The organism is Pseudomonas sp. GW821-FHT07F05, from assembly GCF_059418765.1.
The window spans coordinates 168,752-189,687 of sequence record NZ_JBWKQL010000001.1 but is presented as its reverse complement, the minus strand read 5'-3'; the positions used below and the strand labels follow the sequence as shown (position 1 = coordinate 189,687).

General features: G+C 61.0%; 18 protein-coding genes. 14 read left to right on the top strand and 4 right to left on the bottom strand.

Annotated features, from left to right (window positions below):
- Positions 1–83: 83 nt before the first annotated feature.
- Together AC07RO_RS00920 and edd are read right to left on the bottom strand one after the other, a co-directional pair.
- On the bottom strand, positions 84–1,058 hold the full coding sequence (locus tag AC07RO_RS00920; protein ID WP_346627024.1) for a glucokinase: 975 nt from the start codon (positions 1,056–1,058) through the stop codon (positions 84–86).
- A complete protein-coding gene (edd, locus tag AC07RO_RS00915) occupies positions 1,055–2,881 on the bottom strand; it encodes a phosphogluconate dehydratase (RefSeq protein WP_192171800.1) in 1,827 nt (608 codons plus the stop codon). The genes AC07RO_RS00920 and edd overlap by 4 nt, the downstream gene beginning before the upstream one ends.
- Positions 2,882–3,115: 234 nt before the next feature.
- Here edd and gap point away from each other — a divergent pair, with 234 nt between their 5' ends.
- The 14 genes from gap (at position 3,116) to AC07RO_RS00845 (ending at position 18,689) form a co-directional block, all read left to right on the top strand.
- Positions 3,116–4,117, top strand: coding sequence for a type I glyceraldehyde-3-phosphate dehydrogenase (gap, locus tag AC07RO_RS00910; protein WP_122535884.1), 1,002 nt, complete (start codon positions 3,116–3,118; stop codon positions 4,115–4,117).
- Positions 4,118–4,341: 224 nt separating this feature from the next.
- Positions 4,342–4,857: an RNA polymerase sigma factor gene (locus tag AC07RO_RS00905; RefSeq protein WP_495085071.1), complete on the top strand. Its 516-nt coding sequence runs from the start codon at positions 4,342–4,344 to the stop codon at positions 4,855–4,857.
- Positions 4,858–4,938: 81 nt separating this feature from the next.
- On the top strand, positions 4,939–5,184 hold the full coding sequence (locus tag AC07RO_RS00900) for a FecR/PupR family sigma factor regulator (RefSeq protein WP_244655872.1): 246 nt from the start codon (positions 4,939–4,941) through the stop codon (positions 5,182–5,184).
- A gap of 181 nt (positions 5,185–5,365) precedes the next feature.
- Positions 5,366–7,723, top strand: a complete 2,358-nt coding sequence (locus AC07RO_RS00895; RefSeq protein WP_495085070.1) for a TonB-dependent hemoglobin/transferrin/lactoferrin family receptor — start codon at positions 5,366–5,368, stop codon at positions 7,721–7,723.
- An 89-nt stretch (positions 7,724–7,812) separates the two neighbouring features.
- On the top strand, positions 7,813–8,412 hold the full coding sequence (locus tag AC07RO_RS00890; RefSeq protein ID WP_495085069.1) for a biliverdin-producing heme oxygenase: 600 nt from the start codon (positions 7,813–7,815) through the stop codon (positions 8,410–8,412).
- 93 nt (positions 8,413–8,505) lie between these two features.
- A complete protein-coding gene (locus AC07RO_RS00885; RefSeq protein WP_495085068.1) occupies positions 8,506–8,964 on the top strand; it encodes a YbaN family protein in 459 nt (152 codons plus the stop codon).
- A gap of 184 nt (positions 8,965–9,148) precedes the next feature.
- The gene (locus AC07RO_RS00880) at positions 9,149–9,499 is read left to right on the top strand and encodes a DUF5064 family protein (RefSeq protein WP_346627019.1); all 351 of its coding nucleotides are present in this window, start codon (positions 9,149–9,151) and stop codon (positions 9,497–9,499) included.
- Positions 9,500–9,590: 91 nt separating this feature from the next.
- On the top strand, positions 9,591–11,099 hold the full coding sequence (gene gcsR, locus AC07RO_RS00875) for a transcriptional regulator GcsR (protein ID WP_192171806.1): 1,509 nt from the start codon (positions 9,591–9,593) through the stop codon (positions 11,097–11,099).
- Positions 11,100–11,555: 456 nt separating this feature from the next.
- Entirely contained in the window at positions 11,556–11,939 is a 384-nt protein-coding gene (gene gcvH, locus AC07RO_RS00870; protein WP_495085067.1) for a glycine cleavage system protein GcvH, read from the top strand.
- 10 nt (positions 11,940–11,949) lie between these two features.
- A complete protein-coding gene (gene gcvP / locus AC07RO_RS00865; RefSeq protein WP_495085066.1) occupies positions 11,950–14,808 on the top strand; it encodes an aminomethyl-transferring glycine dehydrogenase in 2,859 nt (952 codons plus the stop codon).
- A gap of 106 nt (positions 14,809–14,914) precedes the next feature.
- Entirely contained in the window at positions 14,915–16,291 is a 1,377-nt protein-coding gene (locus tag AC07RO_RS00860; RefSeq protein WP_192171809.1) for an L-serine ammonia-lyase, read from the top strand.
- 69 nt (positions 16,292–16,360) lie between these two features.
- On the top strand, positions 16,361–17,482 hold the full coding sequence (gcvT, locus tag AC07RO_RS00855) for a glycine cleavage system aminomethyltransferase GcvT (protein WP_495085065.1): 1,122 nt from the start codon (positions 16,361–16,363) through the stop codon (positions 17,480–17,482).
- A gap of 395 nt (positions 17,483–17,877) precedes the next feature.
- Entirely contained in the window at positions 17,878–18,090 is a 213-nt protein-coding gene (locus AC07RO_RS00850) for a cold-shock protein (protein WP_003227496.1), read from the top strand.
- Between the two features lie 95 nt (positions 18,091–18,185).
- The gene (locus AC07RO_RS00845) at positions 18,186–18,689 is read left to right on the top strand and encodes an RDD family protein (protein ID WP_495085064.1); all 504 of its coding nucleotides are present in this window, start codon (positions 18,186–18,188) and stop codon (positions 18,687–18,689) included.
- Positions 18,690–18,753: 64 nt separating this feature from the next.
- Here the strand turns inward: AC07RO_RS00845 and lptG are convergent, their stop codons facing one another.
- Together lptG and lptF are read right to left on the bottom strand one after the other, a co-directional pair.
- A complete protein-coding gene (lptG, locus tag AC07RO_RS00840; RefSeq protein ID WP_192171812.1) occupies positions 18,754–19,815 on the bottom strand; it encodes an LPS export ABC transporter permease LptG in 1,062 nt (353 codons plus the stop codon).
- Entirely contained in the window at positions 19,808–20,926 is a 1,119-nt protein-coding gene (gene lptF / locus AC07RO_RS00835; protein WP_192171813.1) for an LPS export ABC transporter permease LptF, read from the bottom strand. Before lptF ends, lptG begins: the two co-directional genes overlap by 8 nt.
- Positions 20,927–20,936 lie beyond the last annotated feature (10 nt).

The following is a 20,936-nucleotide window of genomic DNA, read 5'->3' as shown; positions in this document are numbered from 1 at the left end:
AATGGATTGTTGTTATAGGTGGAGCAGTTGCGAGCTTCAAGCTTTAAGCCGCAAGCCAGCCATGCGCGGCATTGACTTGCAGCTTATAGCTTGCCGCTTGCGCTCGCCGCGAACTGATCCAGCGCCACGCCTGCGCCCATCAGGCCGGGGTACTCGGCCGTGACCAGCCAGACCGGCACGTCATTGAAGTAATCCTTCATCAGTCCCTTCTCGGCGAACGCCTTGTTGAAGCCGCTCTGCATGAAGAAATCAACGAACCGCGGGATCACGCCACCGGCAATATACACGCCGCCGCGTCCGCCGACAGTCAGTACGTTGTTGCCCGCCACCCGGCCGAGGAATACACAGAACTGCTCGAGCACCGCGCTGGCGACCGGATCGCCCTTGAGCGCCGCCGAGGTAATGGCCGCGGGGGATTTGAGTTCAGGCTCGATCTCGTCCAGCCCGCAGCTGACTTGATACAGCAGCAACAGCCCGGCGCCACTCAGAATCGTCTCGGCGCTGACATGCTCGTGGGTCGCCATCAACCGCATCCACAGCAGGGCTTCGCGAGGCGTGCCGATCGGCAAATCAACGTGACCGCCCTCCCCCGGCACCGCAGTCCATCGCGCTTCGCCGCTGCGGATCAACGTGCCGACGCCAAGGCCGGTGCCTGGCCCGATCACCACCCGCGCACCACGAGGATCGCCCTTGCCATGACGCACGGTCAGGTACTCGTCGTCCTTCAGGCGGGTCATGCCCAGCGCCATGGCGGTGAAGTCGTTGACCAGGATCAGGTGGTCGATCTTCAGCTCGGCGCAGAACGCCTGCCGGTTGATCTTCCAGTGGCTGTTGGTGAAGTGGAAATCGTCGCCGGTCACCGGCCCGGCCACCGCCAGACAAATGGAGGTGACATCACCGCGCTGCAATTCCAGGTCCTGCAGATAGACCGTCAGGGCCTTTTCAGGACTCGCGTAATCGACCGTTGCGAACACGCGGATCGAATGCAACTGATCGTCTTCCCAAATGGCAAACCGCGCATTTGTGCCGCCGATATCACCCACCATCGCCAATGTCACTTGAGCGTCTCCAGATTCGAAGTAAAGGCGCTGGCGCCCTTCTCTGCCGAGCTGAAGGCCATGCGCATGAAGCCGAACAATTCGCGCCCGCTGCCCACGTTATGGGACAAGCGACCGATGGCCGGCTCTCTGGCGGCCAATTCTGCCGGTTCGACCAGAACTTGCAACGTTCCTTTCACGCCATCGACACGAATGAGATCCCCATCACGTACCAACGCCAGCGGTCCGCCGTCGGAGGCTTCCGGGCAAACGTGAATCGCCGCCGGGATTTTCCCGGACGCGCCGGACATGCGCCCGTCAGTAATCAGCGCTACTTTGAACCCACGGTCCTGCAGCACGCCCAGGAACGGCGTCATCTTGTGCAGCTCCGGCATGCCGTTGGAGCGCGGCCCCTGGAAGCGCATCACCGCCACGAAATCGCACTCCAGTTCGCCCGCCTTGAAGGCGTCGGCGAGGTCCTGCTGGTCTTCGAATACTTTGGCGGGCGCTTCGACGATCTGATGCTCCAGCGCAACGGCAGAGACCTTCATCACGCCACGGCCCAAGTTGCCTTCCATCACCCGCAGGCCGCCCTCGGCCGAGAACGGACGGGCAATCGGGCGCAGGACGTTTTCGTCGAGGCTTTCGATCGGGCCATCGCGCCACACCAGTGTGCCTTCTTCCAGGAACGGCTCCTGGGTGTAGCGACGTAGACCACGGCCCATAACCGTGTTGACGTCTTCGTGCATCAGGCCCGCGTCGAGCAGCTCGCGGATCAGGAACGACATGCCGCCGGCAGCCTGGAAGTGGTTGATGTCGGCTTTGCCATTCGGGTAGACGTGGGAAAGGGTCGGCACGACTTCCGACAGATCGGCCATGTCCTGCCAGGTCAGCTGAATGCCCGCGCACTGGGCAATCGCCGGCATGTGCAGCGTGTGGTTGGTGGAACCGCCCGTCGCGTGCAGGGCAACAATCGAGTTGACCAGCGAACGTTCGTCCACAATCTCTCCGAGAGGGATGAAGTCGCCGCTTTGTTTGGTCAGACGCGTGACCTGGAACGCCGCCTCGCGTGTCAGGGCATCGCGTAGCGGTGTGTAGGGATTGACGAAAGAGGCACCCGGAAGATGCAGACCCATGACTTCCATGAGCAACTGGTTGGTGTTCGCCGTGCCGTAGAACGTGCAGGTGCCCGGGCCGTGGTAGGACTTCATTTCCGAGTCCAGCAGCTCTTCGCGGGTTGCCTTGCCTTCGGCGTAGCGCTGACGCACGTCGGCTTTCTCTTTGTTGGAGATGCCCGAGACCATCGGCCCGCCCGGTACAAAAATCGTCGGCAGATGACCGAAACGCAGCGAGCCCATCAGCAAGCCCGGAACGATCTTGTCGCAGATGCCCAGCATCAGCGCGCCGTCGAACATGTTGTGGGACAACGCCACCGCCGTTGCCATCGCAATGACTTCTCGGCTGGCGATACTCAATTCCATGCCCGGCTCGCCCTGGGTGACACCGTCACACATGGCCGGAACGCCACCGGCAAACTGTCCCACCGAGCCGATTTCGCGCAGCGCTTTTTTGATCTGTTCGGGGAAGTGTTCGTACGGCTGATGCGCCGAGAGCATGTCGTTGTAGGAAGAGACGATGGCAATGTTGGCCGCATTCATCATGCGCAGGCTGTTCTTGTCTTCGGGACCACATGCCGCGACGCCGTGGGCGAAGTTGGCACATTGCAACTTGCCGCGCATCGGCCCGTCGCTCGCCGCACCCCGGATCAATTGCAGGTAGCGTTGACGGGTTTCACGGCTGCGAGCAATCAGCCGTTCGGTTACCTCAAGGACGCGGGGATGCATGTCATGGACTCCAGGCTAGCGATGTGGTCACTCGTTCAGGCGCTTTCACCAGGCTGCGATCAAATCCGGGGCTCAGACGAGAGCGACGGCAAGCACTTGATTTTCAGCCAGTTGTGACGGCCAGACGGGTTTCTATTTGTAGATAAAACAAAATACTGCCACTAAAAGGGGTTGTTTTCTATTTTTATGAGAATAATCTTGTAATTCCAACAACAAATTCTTGAGGACGGGTGTATGACTCTCCGCATCGCAATTAATGGCTTTGGCCGAATCGGCCGCAACGTCCTACGCGCACTCTATACCCAAGGCTACCGTCAGGACCTGCAAGTCGTCGCCATCAACGACTTGGGCGACAGCGAGATCAACGCCCACCTGCTGAAATTCGATACGGTTCACGGGCAATTCGACGGCTCCGTTGAACACGATCAGGAAAGCCTGACCGTCAATGGTGACCGAATTGCGGTCAGTGCGATCCGCAACCCGGCCGAGCTGCCGTGGAAATCCCTGGACATCGACGTGGTGTTCGAATGCACCGGCCTGTTCACCGACCGCACCAAAGCCGCCGCACACATCACTGCCGGTGCCAAGAAGGTCATTATCTCGGCTCCGGCCAAAGGCGCCGATGCGACGATCGTCTACGGCGTTAACCATGATGTACTTCGCCAATCCCATCAGGTCATCTCCAACGCATCCTGCACCACCAACTGCCTGGCGCCGGTCGCCCAGGTGCTGAACCGTGAGCTGGGCATCGAGAGCGGTCTGATGACCACCATCCACGCCTACACCAACGACCAGAACCTGATCGACGTCTACCACACCGACCCGTACCGCGCGCGTTCGGCGACTCAGTCGATGATCCCGAGCAAGACCGGCGCTGCCGAAGCGGTCGGCCTGGTGCTGCCGGAACTGGCGGGCAAGCTGACCGGCATGGCCGTGCGTGTGCCGGTGATCAACGTTTCGCTGGTCGACCTGACCATTCAGCTCAAGCGCGACGCGACGGCCGAAGAAGTCAACGCGATCATGAAAGAAGCGGCCCAGCATTCGAAAATCCTCGGCTACAACACCCTGCCGCTGGTTTCCCACGACTTCAATCACAACCCGCTGTCGTCGATCTTCGATGCGAACCACACCAAAGTCAGCGGTCGCCTGCTGAAGGTCTTGGCGTGGTACGACAACGAATGGGGCTTCTCCAACCGCATGCTGGATAACTGCCTGGCGTTGATGAACGCCGAGTAAGCAAGTAACGGGATCCCCTCAATGTAGGAGCGAGCTTGCTCGCGAAGACGGAATTCAAGCCGCTGGACCGTCAGCGGATTTACCAGGCTCTTCGCGATCAGCTCCCTCCCCGGTAATGACTGCCGTCCCGGCGAACGGCCCTTACAATCTGTGCAAATCCCTACCTTGACCTGACGTCTAGATGATAAGCATTATCATCTGCTGAATTCTGGTCGGGTGTCCCCGTGACTCAGTCGCACTTCAATACTGTCTTTCTCGCCCGGCGAACCATGCTGTTGCGCACGCTTCAGCGCATGGTCCGCAGCCACACCACCGCCGAAGACCTGCTCCAGGAAACCTACCTGCGTGTCACCCGCGCACTCACCGAGCGAGCCATCGAGCACCTCGAACCCTTCGTCTTCCAGACCGCGCGCAATCTGGCCCTGGATCATCTGCGCGCCCGCCGCGTTCACGCGCGCACCATCAATGACGATGCGCCGATCAGCGATCTTCATAATGTCGTCGCCCCCCACTCCGCGCTGGAGGACGCCGCCCACGCCAACCGTCTGCTGGAAAGCCTGAGCGCAAGCCTGGAAACCCTGTCACCCCGGCAGCAGAAAATCTTCACCCTCAGTCGGCTTCACGGCGCAAGTTATCTGGAAATCGCCGAGCAACTGGGCGTGTCCACCAGCACCGTGCAAAAAGAATTGAAGCTGATCATGACGCTCTGCCTGAGTGTCGCGGCGCGCCTGGATCACTGAGTTTCATCCGCAAGAATTCGTCAGTGGGTGCTTCTGAGTGACGCTACAATGCCGGCCAAACCGTGGACCTGAGGACGCTCCTTGACGGACTCCCAATCACCCCGCCGCGCTCAAGCCGATGCATCGGGCACTGCCGAGACGATGGACCAGGCCCTGACCTGGCTGATCGAGCTGGAAATCGCAGATGCCGCAACCCACGCGCGCTTTCTGGAATGGCTCGAAGCCGATCCCGCCCACCGAGAAGCGTTTGCCAGCGCCGAGACCGTGTGGCACTCGCAAACGGTATTCGATGCAGCAGCGGTGCTGGCTGTGCGGAAAAAAACCTGACGCCGGACTGCGCTCGCCAAGCTGCGGCGCCATGGCTTCAAACCTGATGATCTGACACTCACCGAAATTATTTTTACGCGATAGCCGCGACCCGCACGTCTAGTCATAGCCAATGCAACTGATTCCTATTTGAATCATCTCGCAACAACTATGACGACCCGCACGACAGGGAGCGCTATCCATGCTGTCCAGCTTCAACCCCGCCTCATACGCCTCGGCAAACGCCACTCACCACCTCGGGCTTTCCCTGCTGACCATCGCCGTTTTAGCGGCCGCGGTGCACAGTCCCGCCGTCGCTGCCGCCGAGCAAACCAGCGCGCTGGAACTGGAGCAGATCACAGTTAGCGCCACGCGTCAGGCGCAGTCGGTGGATTCGGTACCCGGCACGGTGACCGTGCAGGACCGAGCGTCGCTGGATCGTCGCAACGTCAACAGCATTCGCGACCTGGTACGCGACGAGCCTGGCGTGTCCGTGGGCGGGGCCGGCCAGCGTGCGGGCACCAGCGGCTACAACATCCGCGGCATCGATGGCGACCGGATCCTGACGCAGGTGGATGGCGTCGAAGTGCCGGACAACTTCTTCCAGGGCCCTTTCGCCAACACCCATCGCAATTACGTGGATCCGGAGATCATCAAGCGCGTCGAGATCCTGCGCGGGCCTGCGTCGGCGCTGTATGGGAGCAGCGCCATCGGCGGGGCGGTGAGCTATTACACCCTCGACCCCGAGGACATCATCAAGCCGGGCAAAGATGTCGGTGCCCGTCTGAAAACCGGTTACAGCTCGGCGGACAACAGCTGGTTGAATTCATCTACGGTTGCCGGCCGCGCGGGGGATGTCGACGGTTTGCTGCACGTCAGCCAGCGCAACGGCCACGAGACCGAGTCCTACGGTGAGCATGGCGGCACCGGGCTGTCCCGCACGGCAGCCAACCCGGAAGACGCCCGCGCAACCAATGTGCTGGCCAAGCTGGGCTGGAACTACGGCGACAATGATCGTCTGGCGTTCACTTACGAGAAGTACAAGGACGATACCCATACGAATCAGAAGAGTGTGGTGGGTGGGCCTTTCAATGCCGGTGTTGGCTTCGGCTACTACGGTTCACGCGAAGGAAACGACGTTATCACCCGAGAGCGGTTTGGCCTGGAAAACAGCTTTGCGCTGGACAGCGTGTTGGCTGACAACGCCAAGTGGAGCTTGAACTACCAGATTGCCAAGACCGATCAAAATACGCTTGAAAGGTATCTTCCCTCTAACCCCAGAAGCGGGGCGGTTTTGCGAGATGTCTGGCGCACCCGCGACACCCACTACAATGAACGCCAGTGGATCCTCGACGCACAGCTGGATAAAGCGTTCGACCTTGGCGACACCCAGCACTTGCTGACGTATGGCACGACCCTCAAGCAACAGAAGGTGACAGGGCTTCGGACAGGATCAGCCACCTGTGCGTCGGTTGTCGGAACCTGCCGCACCATCGGTGCAGTCAGCACCACTGCCTCCGACATCGTGGCACCTACCCACGACTTCCCGAACCCGACGATCACCACCTACGGGCTTTTCGCTCAGGATCAGATCAAGTGGGGCGACTGGACCTTCATGCCCGGCGCCCGCTACGACTACACCACGCTCGAACCAGACGCCACAGATTCATTCCTCAAAAGCGTCAACCTGAAAAGCAAGAGCGAGTTCGACGACAGCACCAAAAAATGGCATCGCCTGTCACCCAAGCTGGGCCTGACGTATGCGTTCAACGACGCCTACACCTGGTACGGCCAGTACGCCGAGGGCTTCCGCACGCCGAGCGCCAAAGCCTTGTATGGCCGCTTCGAAAACACCCGGGGCAATTACGTCGTCGAGCCCAATCCCGACCTGAAACCGGAGACCAGCAAGAGCTACGAAACCGGGCTGCGCGGTCACTTCGACGAGGGCACGTTTGATCTGGCGGTGTTCTACAACACGTATCGCGACTTCATTAATGAGGACGCAGTGATTCCAGCCAACTCCACCACCACGACCTTCCAGTCCAACAACATCAGGCACGCCACGATCAAGGGCGTTGAGCTCAAGGGCCGGCTGAACCTGGACAGCTTCGGCGCACCCGAAGGCCTCTACACCCGAGGCTCGCTGGCCTATCTGTACGGTCGCAACAACGACACCGGCCAGCCCCTCAATAGCATCAATCCGCTCACCGGCGTATTAGGGCTGGGTTATGACCAGAACAACTACGGCGGTTTGCTGAACTGGACGCTGGTCAAGCGCAAGACGCGGGTCGACACCAGCAACTACTACGCCCCCGACGGTGCCACCCGGTTCAAGACGCCGGGCTTTGGCCTCGTCGATCTGACGGGCTATTACAAAGTCACTAACGACGTCACGGTCAGCGGTGGCCTGTACAACCTCGCGGACAAAAAATACTGGCTGTGGGATGACGTGCGCGGTTACGACAGCGTTGGCGAAGCCGGTGCCACCGCCCCCGCCAACCTCGACCGACTGACCCAGCCAGGCCGCAATTTTGCCGTGAACGTGGTGTGGGATATCTGACCGACCCCCGTTACAGGTGCGTGATTTTTTATGCGCCTGCAACGCTCGTTCGTCTTGTTAACAAACGCCTCATTTACAAGGAAGACCCTATGACCGGCAACGCCATTCGTCGCTCGCCACGACTGAACCAGATTACCCATGCCCCCCATGAACAACTGGACAAGGCGGTGAAAGCCAACGCGCCGTTCGAGACACTGGCCAGCTACCGCCGATTCCTCAGCGCCCAATACCTGTTCCAGGAAGAGCTGAAAACACTGTACACGCACCCGCAGTTGATCGAGCTGATTGCCGACCTGGCCGATCGATGCCGCGCCGAACAGGCCAAAGCCGATCTGCTTGATCTTCAGGCTGACATCCCTGCCCCGGTCGCCGGCGCGGTCGATGGGCCCAGCCTTGCCGAGGCGCTGGGCTGGCTGTTCGTGTCGGAGGGTTCGAAGCTGGGCGCCGCCTTTCTGATCAAACGCGCCGTGGCCTTGAACCTCAGCGAGACGTTCGGCGCGCGCCATCTGGGTGAACCGTCAGGCGGTCGCGCCGAAGGCTGGAAACGCTTTGTCCGGATCATTGACGATCTGCCGTTCAACGCCGAACAGGAGCGCGAGATAGACCGTGGCGCAGTGGCGGCCTTCGAACGTTTCAACGTGCTGCTGCAGCACGCCTACGCTCCAGCGTCTGAAGCGGAACCCGCCTGACGCCGGGCCTTTTGCGCCCGGCACTGATAAGCTGAGCGCCTTTGCGGGACCTGAAAATCCCGCAACACCTGTTCACTCTGCATTACCGAGACCATGACCCGTACTCCACCCGGCAGTAAACTGTCCCGCATCCTGTTTGGCATTCTCGCCTACGTGAGCCTGACCATCGGCATCATCGCGATTTTCATTCCGGGCCTGCCCACCACCGAATTCATTCTGCTGGCGGCGTGGGCGGCGACGCGTAGCTCGCCACGCTTGAGCGCCTGGCTCGAGAATCATCGGGTGTTCGGACCGATGCTGAGCAACTGGCGAAACGGCAAGATGATTGCGCGCAAGGCCAAGATCAGCGCCACGGTCACCATGCTGATCTGCGCGGTCATGATGCTGGTGCTGCTGAAACACAATTGGTGGATCTACTTCGCGGTAGCCGGCATGGTGCTGGTCAATCTGTGGATCTGGTCACGGCCTGAGCCTTCGCGCCTTTCGCCCGCACAGCCGCCGTCGCCGTCGCCGTCGCCGTCGCCCAATCGTAACGACACTCCCGGACACTGAAATGCAGGACCGGCTTCAGCCGGGAAGAGGCCGGTTTGAACGCCGCGGGTAAAGCGCTGCGGCGCCTGACGCTTTCCCGGCTAAAGCCGTCCCACCAACAGCGCGCCGCATATGAACCTGAACCCGAGGCAGCCCCCGGCGGTCTGTCCTCTTAGGTCCATCACCTTTCCCCGGAGCCATTGCCATGTTCGAGCCAGGTCATCTGCACATCGTCCACCCCGCTCTGCAACCACACGATGTCGGCTACGACCTTCACATTCGTTACGAAGTCAGCCAGACCGATTCGGGGCCGGGCATGCAGTTCACCCTGGAAGGCGACATCAATGGCCAGGCGGTCAGCGAAACATTCGAGCTGCCGAAGGACAAGGCCTACAACTTCGCCAGTGATGCCTCGCGCAGACTCGAAAAGCATGGCCTGCCGAGAACCACTGACCTGCACGCGATGCACGGCGAGTACGACCGGATGTTCGAAGACATCCGCCACACGCTCGACATGAAATCCGGTGATCCGGTGAAGCCGGAGCATCTGGAATAGACCAGCACGCTGACCCGTCTCGGGACCGCGATGGGTGATGAGATTACTGGCATAATCGCCCCCCTCACTCCCGCGGGTCCTTTCACTCCCCATGCGCATTCACGTCACGTTCATCGACCGCGTCGGCATCACTCAGGAAGTGCTTGCCATCCTCGGCGCACGCAACCTGAACCTCGATGCCGTGGAAATGGTGCCGCCCAACGTCTATATCGACGCGCCGACGCTGAGCCATGACGTGCTTGAAGAACTCAAGGACCGGCTGTTTCGCGTGCGCGGCGTGGAAGCGATCACAGTGGTCGACATCCTTCCCGGCCAGCGCCGCCACTTGCAGTTGGATGCCCTGCTGGCAGCAATGACCGACCCGGTGCTTGCCCTCGACAGCGCCGGCCATGTGCTGCTGGCGAACCCTGCCCTGGTCGCGTTGTATGGCCGGGAACCGACGGGGGAATCGATTGGCGAACTGTTCTCCGATGATGGCCTGCAATCGGCGCTGCTGGAAAACGGCTTTCGTCTGCCACTGCGCGAAGTCACGCTCAACGGCGAGGCCTTGCTGCTCGATGCCACACCAATCACCGACGCGGGCGCATTGCTGACCCTTTACCAACCGAGCCGAATCGGCGAACGCCTGTCGGCACTGCACCACGATCACGCCGAAGGGTTCGATGCGCTGCTGGGCGACTCCGCGCCAATCCGCACACTTAAAGCCCGCGCCCAGCGGGTCGCGGCACTGGATGCGCCGCTGCTGATTCAGGGCGAAACCGGGACGGGCAAGGAACTGGTGGCGCGGGCGTGTCATGCCGTGAGCGCGCGCAATGGAGCGCCTTTTCTCGCGCTGAACTGCGCGGCGCTGCCGGAGAACCTCGCCGAGAGCGAACTGTTCGGCTACGCCCCTGGCGCCTTTACCGGTGCGCAACGGGGCGGCAAACCCGGGCTGATGGAACTCGCCAACAAAGGCACCGTGTTTCTCGATGAGATCGGCGAGATGTCGCCGTATCTGCAAGCAAAACTTCTTCGATTCCTTAATGACGGCAGTTTTCGGCGGGTCGGCGGCGACAAGGAAGTGCAGGTCAACGTGCGCATCTTGAGCGCTACCCACCGCGACCTGGAGAAAATGGTTGCCGAGGGCACCTTTCGCGAAGACCTCTTTTATCGCCTCAACGTGCTCAATCTGGACGTGCCGCCTTTGCGTGAACGCGGTCAGGACATCCTGATGCTGGCGCGCTATTTCATGGAGCAGGCCTGCACGCAGATTCAGCGACCGGTCTGCCGCCTCGCCCCGACCACCTACCCTGCTCTCCTTGGCAATCGCTGGCCCGGCAACGTTCGCCAGTTGCAGAACGTGATCTTCCGCGCGGCGGCCATTTGCGACAGCTCGCTGGTCGACATCGGCGACCTCGACATCGCCGGCACGTCGGTGGCGAGGGGCAGTGATGGCGAAATCGAAAGCCTTGAAGCGGCGGTCGAGGATTTTGAAAAGTCGCTGCTGGAAAAGCTCTACAGCCAATACCCATCGACGCGGCAACTGGCCGCGCGGCTGCAAACATCCCACACTGCGATCGCGCACCGGCTGCGCAAATACGGCATTCCCGGAAAAAGCTAAAAAGATCGACGGAGATTCACGGTCGCTCAAGCGCCGCCATCTCGGATCAATCCCCGGTCGGGTGGGAGCGAGCTTGCTCGCAAAGACATTATCCCTGCCGCTGCATATTCGGCGACTGTACCTGCCCCTTCGCGAGCAAGGTGGAGCGCCATCCCGGTCGCTCCCACAAGTCCGAGACATTCCACGCACCCACTGCGGCCGTAACGGAATCGAAACACCGTATTGAAATCATTCCGCTCTTCTCATTCCAGGACTCTCCGGCGTGGCAACGCGCCGTTCAGCCCGAGGTACTAAAAATGCGTATCGATTTCGTTCCAGAAGCCCGCGCGACCCACACTAAGCCAACTCGCGCAGCCCAACGTTTACGCCCCCTTCCCCACTTTGGCCGCAAACTTGCTATGCACTCACCCCATCACGCCCGGGCATAACGGGCGATTTATCATCTGGGGAGATTTCATGAGCGAGTTGCGCTTTACCGAAGACCACGAGTGGCTGCGCGCCGAAGCTGACGGCAGCGTCACAGTCGGCATCACCGCCTTTGCGCAGGACGCACTGGGTGACGTGGTTTTCGTGCAACTGCCGGAGCTGCAGTCCTACGACAAAGGCAACGAAGCCGCCACCGTCGAATCGGTTAAAGCCGCCAGTGGCGTGTACATGCCCCTTGATGGCGAAGTCGTCGAAGCCAACTCCGCGCTGGATGCCAACCCGGAGTTGGTCAACAAAGACCCGCTCGGCCAGGGCTGGTTCTTTCGCTTTATTCCCTCCAATCCCGATGCTGTCGGCCAACTGCTGACTCAAGACGCCTATGATCGTCTGATCAAAGCCAACGCCGAAGCCTGAGGAGCGCGCAATGACTGACCGTATTGAACTGAGCACCGCCAACGAGTTCATCGCCCGCCACATCGGCCCGCGTGCCGCTGATGAAAAAGCCATGCTCACCACGCTGGGCTATGACTCCCTCGACGCGCTGACCGCCAGCGTCATCCCTGAATCCATCAAAGGCACCAGCGTTCTTGGCTTGTCCGCCGGGCAAAGCGAAGCCGACGCGCTGGCCGATATCAAAGCCATCGCCGGCAAGAATCAGCTGTTCAAAACGTACATCGGCCAGGGTTACTACAACACCCACACGCCAGCGCCGATCCTGCGCAATCTGCTGGAAAACCCGGCCTGGTACACCGCTTACACGCCGTATCAGCCGGAGATTTCCCAAGGCCGTCTGGAGTCGCTGCTGAACTTCCAGACCCTGATCAGTGACCTGACCGGCCTGCCGATCGCCAATGCCTCTCTGCTCGACGAAGCCACCGCCGCTGCCGAAGCCATGACCTTCTGCAAACGCCTGAGCAAGAACAAAAGCAGCAACAAGTTCTTCGCTTCCGCCCATTGCCATCCGCAAACCCTCGACGTGCTGCAAACCCGCGCCGAGCCGCTGGGCATTGAAGTGGTCGTCGCGGACGAAGCTCAACTTACCGACGTCAGCGAGTTCTTCGGCGCGCTGCTGCAATACCCGGCCAGCAATGGCGACGTGTTCGACTACCGCGAACTGGTCGAGCGCTTTCATGCCGCCAATGCCCTGGTCGCCGTGGCAGCGGATCTGCTGGCCCTGACCCTGCTCACCCCGCCCGGCGAATTTGGCGCTGACGTGGCCATCGGCAGTGCGCAGCGCTTCGGCGTGCCACTGGGTTTCGGCGGCCCGCACGCGGCCTATTTCTCTACCCGTGACGCCTACAAGCGCGACATGCCCGGCCGGCTGGTCGGCGTGTCCATCGACCGCTTCGGCAAGACCGCCCTGCGTCTGGCCATGCAAACCCGCGAGCAACATATTCGTCGCGAGAAGGCCACCAGCAACATCTGCACCGCGCAGGTGCTGCTCGCCAACATCGCCAGCATGTACGCCGTTTACCACGGCCCGCGCGGCCTGACCCGCATCGCCAACCGCGTGCATCACCTGACCGCGATTTTCGCCGAGGGCTTGAATCAGCTGGGCTTGAAGGCCGAGCAGTCGTTCTTCTTCGACAGCATCACCCTGAACACAGGCGCGAAAACGGCCGACCTGCACACCAAGGCACGCGCCCACGAAATCAACCTGCGTGAAGTAGACGCCGAGCGTCTGGGCGTTTCGCTGGACGAAACCACCAAGCCAGCCGACGTCGAAGTGCTGTGGTCTCTCTTCGCTGCAGAAGGCCAGGCCCTGCCTGACTTCGCCGCGCTGGCAGACAGCGTCCAAGCGCGCCTGCCTGCAGAGCTTAAGCGCCAGTCGGCGATCCTCAGCCATCCTGTGTTCAATCGCTACCACTCCGAAACCGAGCTGATGCGCTACCTGCGTCGCCTGGCGGACAAGGACCTGGCGCTGGACCGCACGATGATCCCGCTGGGCTCGTGCACCATGAAGCTCAACGCCGCCAGCGAAATGATCCCGGTGACATGGGCCGAATTCGGCAACCTGCACCCCTTCGCCCCGGCCGAGCAAAGCGCCGGTTATCAGCAACTGACCGACGAACTGGAAGCGATGCTCTGCGCCGCCACCGGTTATGACGCGATCTCCCTGCAGCCAAACGCTGGTTCCCAAGGCGAGTACGCCGGTCTGCTGGCGATCCGCGCTTACCATCAGAACCGTGGCGATGAGCGTCGCGACATCTGCCTGATTCCGTCCTCGGCCCACGGCACCAACCCGGCAACCGCCAACATGGCCGGCATGCGCGTGGTCGTGACCGCTTGCGACGCCCGCGGCAACGTCGACATCGAAGACCTGCGCGCCAAGGCTATCGAGCACCGCGAACACCTCGCGGCACTGATGATCACCTACCCGTCGACCCACGGCGTGTTCGAAGAAGGCATCCGCGAAATCTGCGGCATCGTTCATGACAACGGCGGCCAGGTGTACATCGACGGCGCCAACATGAACGCCATGGTCGGCCTCTGCGCACCGGGCAAGTTCGGCGGCGACGTGTCTCACCTGAATCTGCACAAAACCTTCTGCATCCCCCATGGCGGTGGCGGCCCGGGCGTTGGCCCGATCGGCGTGAAATCGCACCTGGCGGCGTTCATGCCGGGTCACGCGAAGATGGAGCGCAAGGAAGGCGCGGTCTGCGCGGCGCCGTTCGGCAGCGCGAGTATCTTGCCGATTACCTGGATGTACATCCGCATGATGGGCGGCGAAGGCCTCAAGCGCGCTTCGCAACTGGCGATCCTCAACGCCAACTACATTTCCCGTCGTCTGGAAGAGCACTACCCCGTGCTGTACACCGGCAGCAACGGCCTGGTCGCCCACGAATGCATTCTCGACCTGCGCCCGCTGAAGGAAACCAGCGGCATCAGCGTTGATGACGTTGCCAAGCGCCTGATCGACTTCGGTTTCCACGCCCCGACCATGTCCTTCCCGGTCGCGGGTACGTTGATGATCGAGCCGACCGAAAGCGAATCGAAAGAGGAGCTGGACCGCTTCTGCGACGCGATGATCAAGATCCGCGAAGAAATCCGCGCGGTCGAAAGCGGCGCGCTGGACAAGGACGACAACCCGCTGAAAAACGCGCCGCACACCGCTGCAGAACTGGTGGGCGAATGGAGCCATCCGTACAGCCGCGAGCAGGCCGTCTACCCGGTGGCGTCGTTGATCGAAGGCAAATACTGGCCGCCGGTGGGTCGCGTTGACAACGTGTTCGGCGACCGCAACCTGGTCTGCGCCTGCCCGTCGATCGAAGACTACGCTTAAAAAAGCCACGAGCCCCAAGCCGCGAGCGACAAGTAAAGGCCGATCAGCCTTTGTTTGCGGCTTGTAGCTTGCGGCTTGCTACTGCTTTACCTCCCGGAACCCCATCATGTCGCTGAGCGTATTTGACCTGTTCAAGATCGGCATTGGTCCCTCCAGCTCTCATACGGTGGGCCCGATGCGAGCCGCGGCGCGTTTTGCCGAAGGCTTGCAGCGCGATGGCCTGCTGGAAACCATCATCTGCGTCAAAGTCGAGCTGTACGGCTCACTCGGTGCCACCGGCAAAGGCCACGGCAGCGACAAGGCCGTGTTATTGGGCCTAGAAGGTGAGCACCCGGACACCGTCGATACCGAAACCGTTGCGGCGCGCCTGCAGCAGATTCGCAGCAGCGAGCGCCTGAACCTGCTCGGCCAGCACAGCATCGAATTCATCGAAAAGCATCACTTGGCGATGATTCGCAAGCCCTTGGCCTACCACCCCAATGGCATGATTTTCCGTGCCTTCGATGCCTCCGGCATACAGGTCCGGAGCCGCGAGTACTACTCCGTCGGCGGCGGCTTCGTGGTGGATGAGGACGCGGCTGGCGCGGATCGCATCGTGGAAGACCAGACACCGCTGGTGTATCCCTTCAAAACCGCACGGGACCTGATGGTGCATTGCACTGCCAGCGGTCTTTCCATCAGCCAGATCATGCTGGCCAATGAAGCGGCGTGGCGCCCCGAAGCCGAAACCCGTCAGGGCCTGTTGCACATCTGGCAGGTCATGCAGGACTGCGTTGAGGCGGGTTGCCGCAACGAAGGCATTTTGCCGGGTGGCCTGAAGGTCAAAAGGCGTGCGGCGGCGCTGCATCGCCAGCTGTGCAAAAACCCGGAAGCCGCGCTGCGCGATGCGTTGTCGGTGCTCGACTGGGTCAACCTGTACGCGCTGGCGGTCAACGAAGAAAACGCCAACGGCGGCCGTGTGGTCACCGCGCCCACCAACGGCGCGGCCGGCATCATTCCTGCGGTGCTGCATTACTACATGCGTTTCATCACCGGGGCCAACGAGGACGGCGTCGTGCGTTTCCTGCTCACGGCGGCGGCCATCGGCATTCTTTACAAGGAGAACGCGTCGATCTCCGGCGCCGAAGTTGGCTGTCAGGGCGAAGTCGGCGTGGCCTGTTCCATGGCGGCTGGCGCCCTGTGCGAAGTATTGGGTGGCAACGTTCAACAAGTGGAAAACGCCGCTGAAATCGGCATGGAACACAACCTCGGCCTGACCTGCGACCCGATTGGCGGCCTGGTTCAAGTGCCATGCATCGAGCGCAACGCCATGGGCTCGGTGAAGGCCATCAACGCGGTGCGCATGGCCTTGCGCGGCGACGGCCAGCACTTTGTCTCGCTGGATAAAGTGATCCGCACGATGCGCCAGACCGGCGCCGACATGAAAAGCAAATACAAGGAAACAGCCCGTGGCGGGCTGGCCGTGAACATCATCGAGTGCTGACATCAGCCCGAATTCATAGGGTCCCCTGCCCTGGGCGGGGAACCCGGAACTGCTTTCAAGGAGTGACCCATGACCATCGAATTACTGAAGACCCCGCTCAACGCACTGCACCGTGAACTCGGCGCGAAGATGGTCGAGTTCGCCGGCTACGACATGCCCGTTCAGTACCCCGCTGGCGTCATGAAAGAACACCTGCACACCCGCGATCAGGCCGGCCTGTTCGACGTTTCGCACATGGGTCAGATCCTGTTGACCGGCGCGAACGCAGCGAAAGGGCTGGAAACCCTGGTGCCCGTAGACATCATCGATCTGCCGGTCGGCATGCAGCGCTACGCGATGTTCACCAACGAGAACGGCGGCATTCTGGATGACCTGATGGTCGCCAATCTGGGTAACGACCAGCTCATGCTGGTGGTCAACGCCGCCTGCAAGAACCAAGACCTGGCGCACCTGCAGCAACACATCGGTAGCCAGTGCGAGATCACGCCGCTGTTCAACGAACGCGCATTGCTCGCGCTGCAAGGCCCGCACGCCGTCACCGCACTGGCGCGGCTGGCGCCGGAAGTCGCGAAAATGACTTTCATGCAGTACACCTCGGCGAAAATCGACGGCATTGACTGCTACGTCAGCCGCTCGGGCTACACCGGTGAAGACGGCTATGAGATCTCAGTGCCGGCAGATCAGGCAGAAGCCCTTGCACGTCGACTGCTCGCGGAGCCCGAAGTGGCGCCGATCGGCCTGGGCGCGCGCGACTCGCTGCGACTGGAAGCCGGGTTGTGCCTCTACGGCCATGATATGGACACCGACACCACGCCGATCGAAGCCAGCCTGCTGTGGGCGATTTCCAAGGTTCGTCGTGCCGATGGTGCACGTGCAGGCGGCTTCCCCGGTGCTGACAAGATCTTCGCCCAGCACCAAAGCGGTGCGGCGCGCAAACGTGTCGGCCTGCTGCCACAGGAACGCACACCCGTGCGAGAAGGCGCTGAAATCGTCGATACCGATGGAAAGACCATCGGGACTGTCTGCAGCGGCGGTTTTGGCCCGACGCTGAGCGCGCCATTGGCGATGGGCTATGTCGACGCCAGTTTCACCGCGCTGGAAACACCGGTGTGGGCAATCGTCCGCGGCAAGAAAGTCCCGATGCAAGTGACGAAAACTCCTTTCGTTCCGCCACGTTACTTCCGCGGCTAAGTAACATCGTCAAAAAATGCGGCACCGCAACAGTGCATAAAACTGTGCGAATGCCGCAGTCGGGCGCCAATGTTTACAACCGTTAAACTGTCAAAATATTGAACTTAGATACCCCTCTAAACATTAAAAACTATCGATCTTGCGAACGTGGTTAATGTTTTCAAAAAAGCCGAAAACCCCCATGAACACAGGCCCAGCCGGGGCTTGTTTTTTCGACGAGAGTTAGCGTAGAGTTTCCCGGACTGTGTTTGCATGGGTCGCTGGGATCGTGACCCGGGCAGTAGCGCCAAAAGCAATGCTACATCCCGCTCTACGTTTCTTCTTCCTGCAACCAGCCCAGTACTCTTTCCCGTGAAAGAGGCTGTCATTAATTTAATGCGTCAAGGAATAAGAAAATGTCTACACGTCAGAGCGGCACCGTTAAGTGGTTTAACGATGAAAAAGGTTTTGGTTTTATCACTCCTGAAAGCGGTCCGGATCTGTTCGTCCACTTCCGCGCTATTCAGGGCAACGGCTTCAAAAGCCTGAAAGAAGGCCAGAAAGTGACGTTCGTCGCAGTGCAGGGCCAAAAAGGCATGCAGGCTGACGAAGTACAAGCTGAAGCCTGATCAGCCGACGCAAAAAGCCCCTGATGGCCAACATCAGGGGCTTTTTTGTGCCTGCGATTCCGTAAACTGCCGCTCCCGTGTGAATGAGCGCCGCCATGACCTCAGTTAACGATGATGCGCAGATGTTACGCCCTCGGGGCGACTTTCCCCCGGCTGGATTGGGCCGGCGCATGGCTGCGATCAGCTACGACGCGCTGCTGTGCGTGGCATTGCTGATGGTCATTACGTTTATCTACAAGCTGGCCTGGATGGGCTTTATCGGCGAAGCCAGACTGCGCCAGCTCTCCGAGTCCGGTGCGCTCGACGCCGACCCGCTGCTGTCCTCGATTCTGCTGGTGACGCTGTTCGGCTTCTTCGCCAAATTCTGGACCCATGGGGGCCAGACGCTGGGCATGCAGGTCTGGGGAATACGCGTGCAGAACGCCGACGGAACGGCCATCAGCCTGTGGCAAGCGCTGCTGCGCTTCGTCGTCGCCATCGCATCGTGGCTGTGTGTCGGGCTGGGTTTCTTCTGGAGCCTGATCGACAAACAGAAACGCTGCTGGCATGACCTGTATTCCGAGACGCAACTGGTGCGGGTGCCCCGCACCAGGAAGTGAACCCTCTGCATCTCGCCCACAAAAAAGCCGACCCAAGGGTCGGCTTTTCATAACGCGGTGAGTATCAGCCCGCGCGGCGCAGCAACCAGATCCCCGCCAGGGCGCACACACCCGCCGGCACCAGCACCGCGAAGAGTGGCGAGAAACCGAATACAAGGCTCGACGGGCCCAGCAGATCCTGAGCGATGCGGAAGGTGAAGCCCACGAGCACGCCCGTGAACACCCGTTGGCCCAGCGTCACCGAGCGCAACGGACCGAAGATGAAGGAAATCGCCATCAGCACCAGCGCCACGGTCACCAGCGGCTGGAGAATCTTTGTGTAGAACGCCAGCCAGTAACGACCGTTGTTCAACCCCTGATCGGCCAGATAACGCGCGTAACCATAAAGGCCCGTCATCGACAGCGACTCCGGCGGCAGCACCACCGTGCTCAGCAACTGCGGGCTCAACGCGACGTTCCAGCGCTCTTCGGGTGCGGTGACCACTTCGGTGCGACCGTCGTGGAAGACCGTCGTGGTGACGTCCTTCAGCAACCAGTAATCGGTCTTGAAGTTGGCTTGCTTGGCAAAACTCGACGTCAGCATGTGGCGCTGGTCGTCGAAATGGTAACGGGTCACGCCATACAGCAGGCCGTTCGGTTGCACCGTGTTGATGTGGATGAACTCCTCACCCTGACGGTGCCACAGACCGTGTTTGGCGCTCTGGGCGTCGCCGGTGCCTTGAGCCAGCGAGCGCGCGGCCTGGGCTGAGGCTTCGGTCACCGGCGCGACGTACTCGCCGATCAACAGCCCGGCCACCATCAACACCAGCATGGGTTTCATGACCGCCCAAACGATACGGCCGATCGACACACCGGCGGCACGCATGATCGTCAGTTCGCTGCTGCTCGCCAGCGCGCCGAGACCGATCAGGCAACCGATCAGCGCAGCCATCGGCAGCATGTCGTAGAGGCGACGCGGCGCCGTCATCACCACAAAACTGCCAGCGTCCCAGAAGGTATAGGTATCGCTGATGTCGGCCATTTCATCGATGAAGGCAAACAGCGAGGCGAGCCCGAGGATGATCCCCAGTACCGCCAGAATCGCCATGAACACGCTTTTGCCGATGTAACGATCGAGCTTAACCATGAGCCACCCCCGACACGCTGCGGCGACTCGCGATCTTCAGGCGCAGAGGCTCCCAGTAAAGCAACCCCAGTCCGATGGACAGAAACAGCGCATGCACCCACCACAGGCCGAGGCCCATCGGGATCTTGCCCTTCTCCAGCGCACCGCGCGCGGCGATGAGGATGGTGAGATAGGCCATATAAAGAAGAATCGCCGGAAGGAGCTTGAGGAAGCGGCCCTGACGCGGGTTGACCCGTGCCAGCGGCACCGCCATGAGCGTCACGATGAACACCAGAATCGGCAGCGAGACCCGCCATTGCAGCTCGGCCCGGTTGCGCAGGCTGTCTTCGCCGGTTAGCAATTCGCTGGTGGAGATGGCATCGCGGTCAGTGACCTCATCGCTGATGTCCGGCTTGGGCAGCAAAGCGCCGTAGGTGTCGTATTTGATCGCGCGGTAATCGGCCTGGCCGGGGTTGCCGTCGTAGCGATAGCCGTTATCGAGAATCAGGTAGCGCGTGCCGTCAGGCTTGATTTCCTGCCGGCCTTTTTCCGCGACCAGCACGGTGATGCCGTGGTCTTTCTTCTCGTCGAGCTTCTTCTCGGAGATGAACACGCCGCCCAGGTTGATGCGATCGTCGCTCATGGTCTCGGTGTAGGTCACCCGGCTGCCGTCACGCAGAAGCTGGAAACGACCCGGCACCAGCGTGTCGAATTCGGTCATCGCGTCCTGCTTGTTGATCAGCAACTGGAACTGGGTCGCGCCTTGGGGGGCGAGGCTGAAGCTGAGCCAGGCCACCAGCAGTGACACCAGCGCAGCCGGCGCGAGGGTAATCAGCAGCAGGCGTTGCTGGCTCATGCCAGTGGCGGCCAGCACGGTCATTTCGCTTTCGAGGTACAACCGGCCATAGGCCAGGAGAATCCCGAGGAACAACCCCAGAGGAAGGATCAGTTGCAGGAAGCCCGGCAGACGGAAACCCATGATCAGAAACAGGACACCCGGATCGAGTGCGCCCGATGCAGCCTGGGCCAGGTATTTGATGAAGCGGCCACTCATGATGATTACCAGCAGCACGGCACTGACAGCGCTCAGGGTAACCAGCACTTCTCGGGACAGGTAACGGAAGACAATCAAACCAGACACT

What these genes read in the sequence shown, in the direction of transcription:
- edd (WP_192171800.1), bottom strand. Translation starts at nt 2,881, where the DNA reads ATGCATCCCCGCGTCCTTGAGGTAACCGAACGGCTGATTGCTCGCAGC.
- gap (WP_122535884.1), top strand. Translation starts at nt 3,116, where the DNA reads ATGACTCTCCGCATCGCAATTAATGGCTTTGGCCGAATCGGCCGCAAC.
- AC07RO_RS00895 (WP_495085070.1), top strand. Translation starts at nt 5,366, where the DNA reads ATGCTGTCCAGCTTCAACCCCGCCTCATACGCCTCGGCAAACGCCACT.
- AC07RO_RS00890 (WP_495085069.1), top strand. Translation starts at nt 7,813, where the DNA reads ATGACCGGCAACGCCATTCGTCGCTCGCCACGACTGAACCAGATTACC.
- AC07RO_RS00885 (WP_495085068.1), top strand. Translation starts at nt 8,506, where the DNA reads ATGACCCGTACTCCACCCGGCAGTAAACTGTCCCGCATCCTGTTTGGC.
- AC07RO_RS00880 (WP_346627019.1), top strand. Translation starts at nt 9,149, where the DNA reads ATGTTCGAGCCAGGTCATCTGCACATCGTCCACCCCGCTCTGCAACCA.
- gcsR (WP_192171806.1), top strand. Translation starts at nt 9,591, where the DNA reads ATGCGCATTCACGTCACGTTCATCGACCGCGTCGGCATCACTCAGGAA.
- gcvH (WP_495085067.1), top strand. Translation starts at nt 11,556, where the DNA reads ATGAGCGAGTTGCGCTTTACCGAAGACCACGAGTGGCTGCGCGCCGAA.
- gcvP (WP_495085066.1), top strand. Translation starts at nt 11,950, where the DNA reads ATGACTGACCGTATTGAACTGAGCACCGCCAACGAGTTCATCGCCCGC.
- AC07RO_RS00860 (WP_192171809.1), top strand. Translation starts at nt 14,915, where the DNA reads ATGTCGCTGAGCGTATTTGACCTGTTCAAGATCGGCATTGGTCCCTCC.
- gcvT (WP_495085065.1), top strand. Translation starts at nt 16,361, where the DNA reads ATGACCATCGAATTACTGAAGACCCCGCTCAACGCACTGCACCGTGAA.
- AC07RO_RS00850 (WP_003227496.1), top strand. Translation starts at nt 17,878, where the DNA reads ATGTCTACACGTCAGAGCGGCACCGTTAAGTGGTTTAACGATGAAAAA.
- AC07RO_RS00845 (WP_495085064.1), top strand. Translation starts at nt 18,186, where the DNA reads ATGACCTCAGTTAACGATGATGCGCAGATGTTACGCCCTCGGGGCGAC.
- lptG (WP_192171812.1), bottom strand. Translation starts at nt 19,815, where the DNA reads ATGGTTAAGCTCGATCGTTACATCGGCAAAAGCGTGTTCATGGCGATT.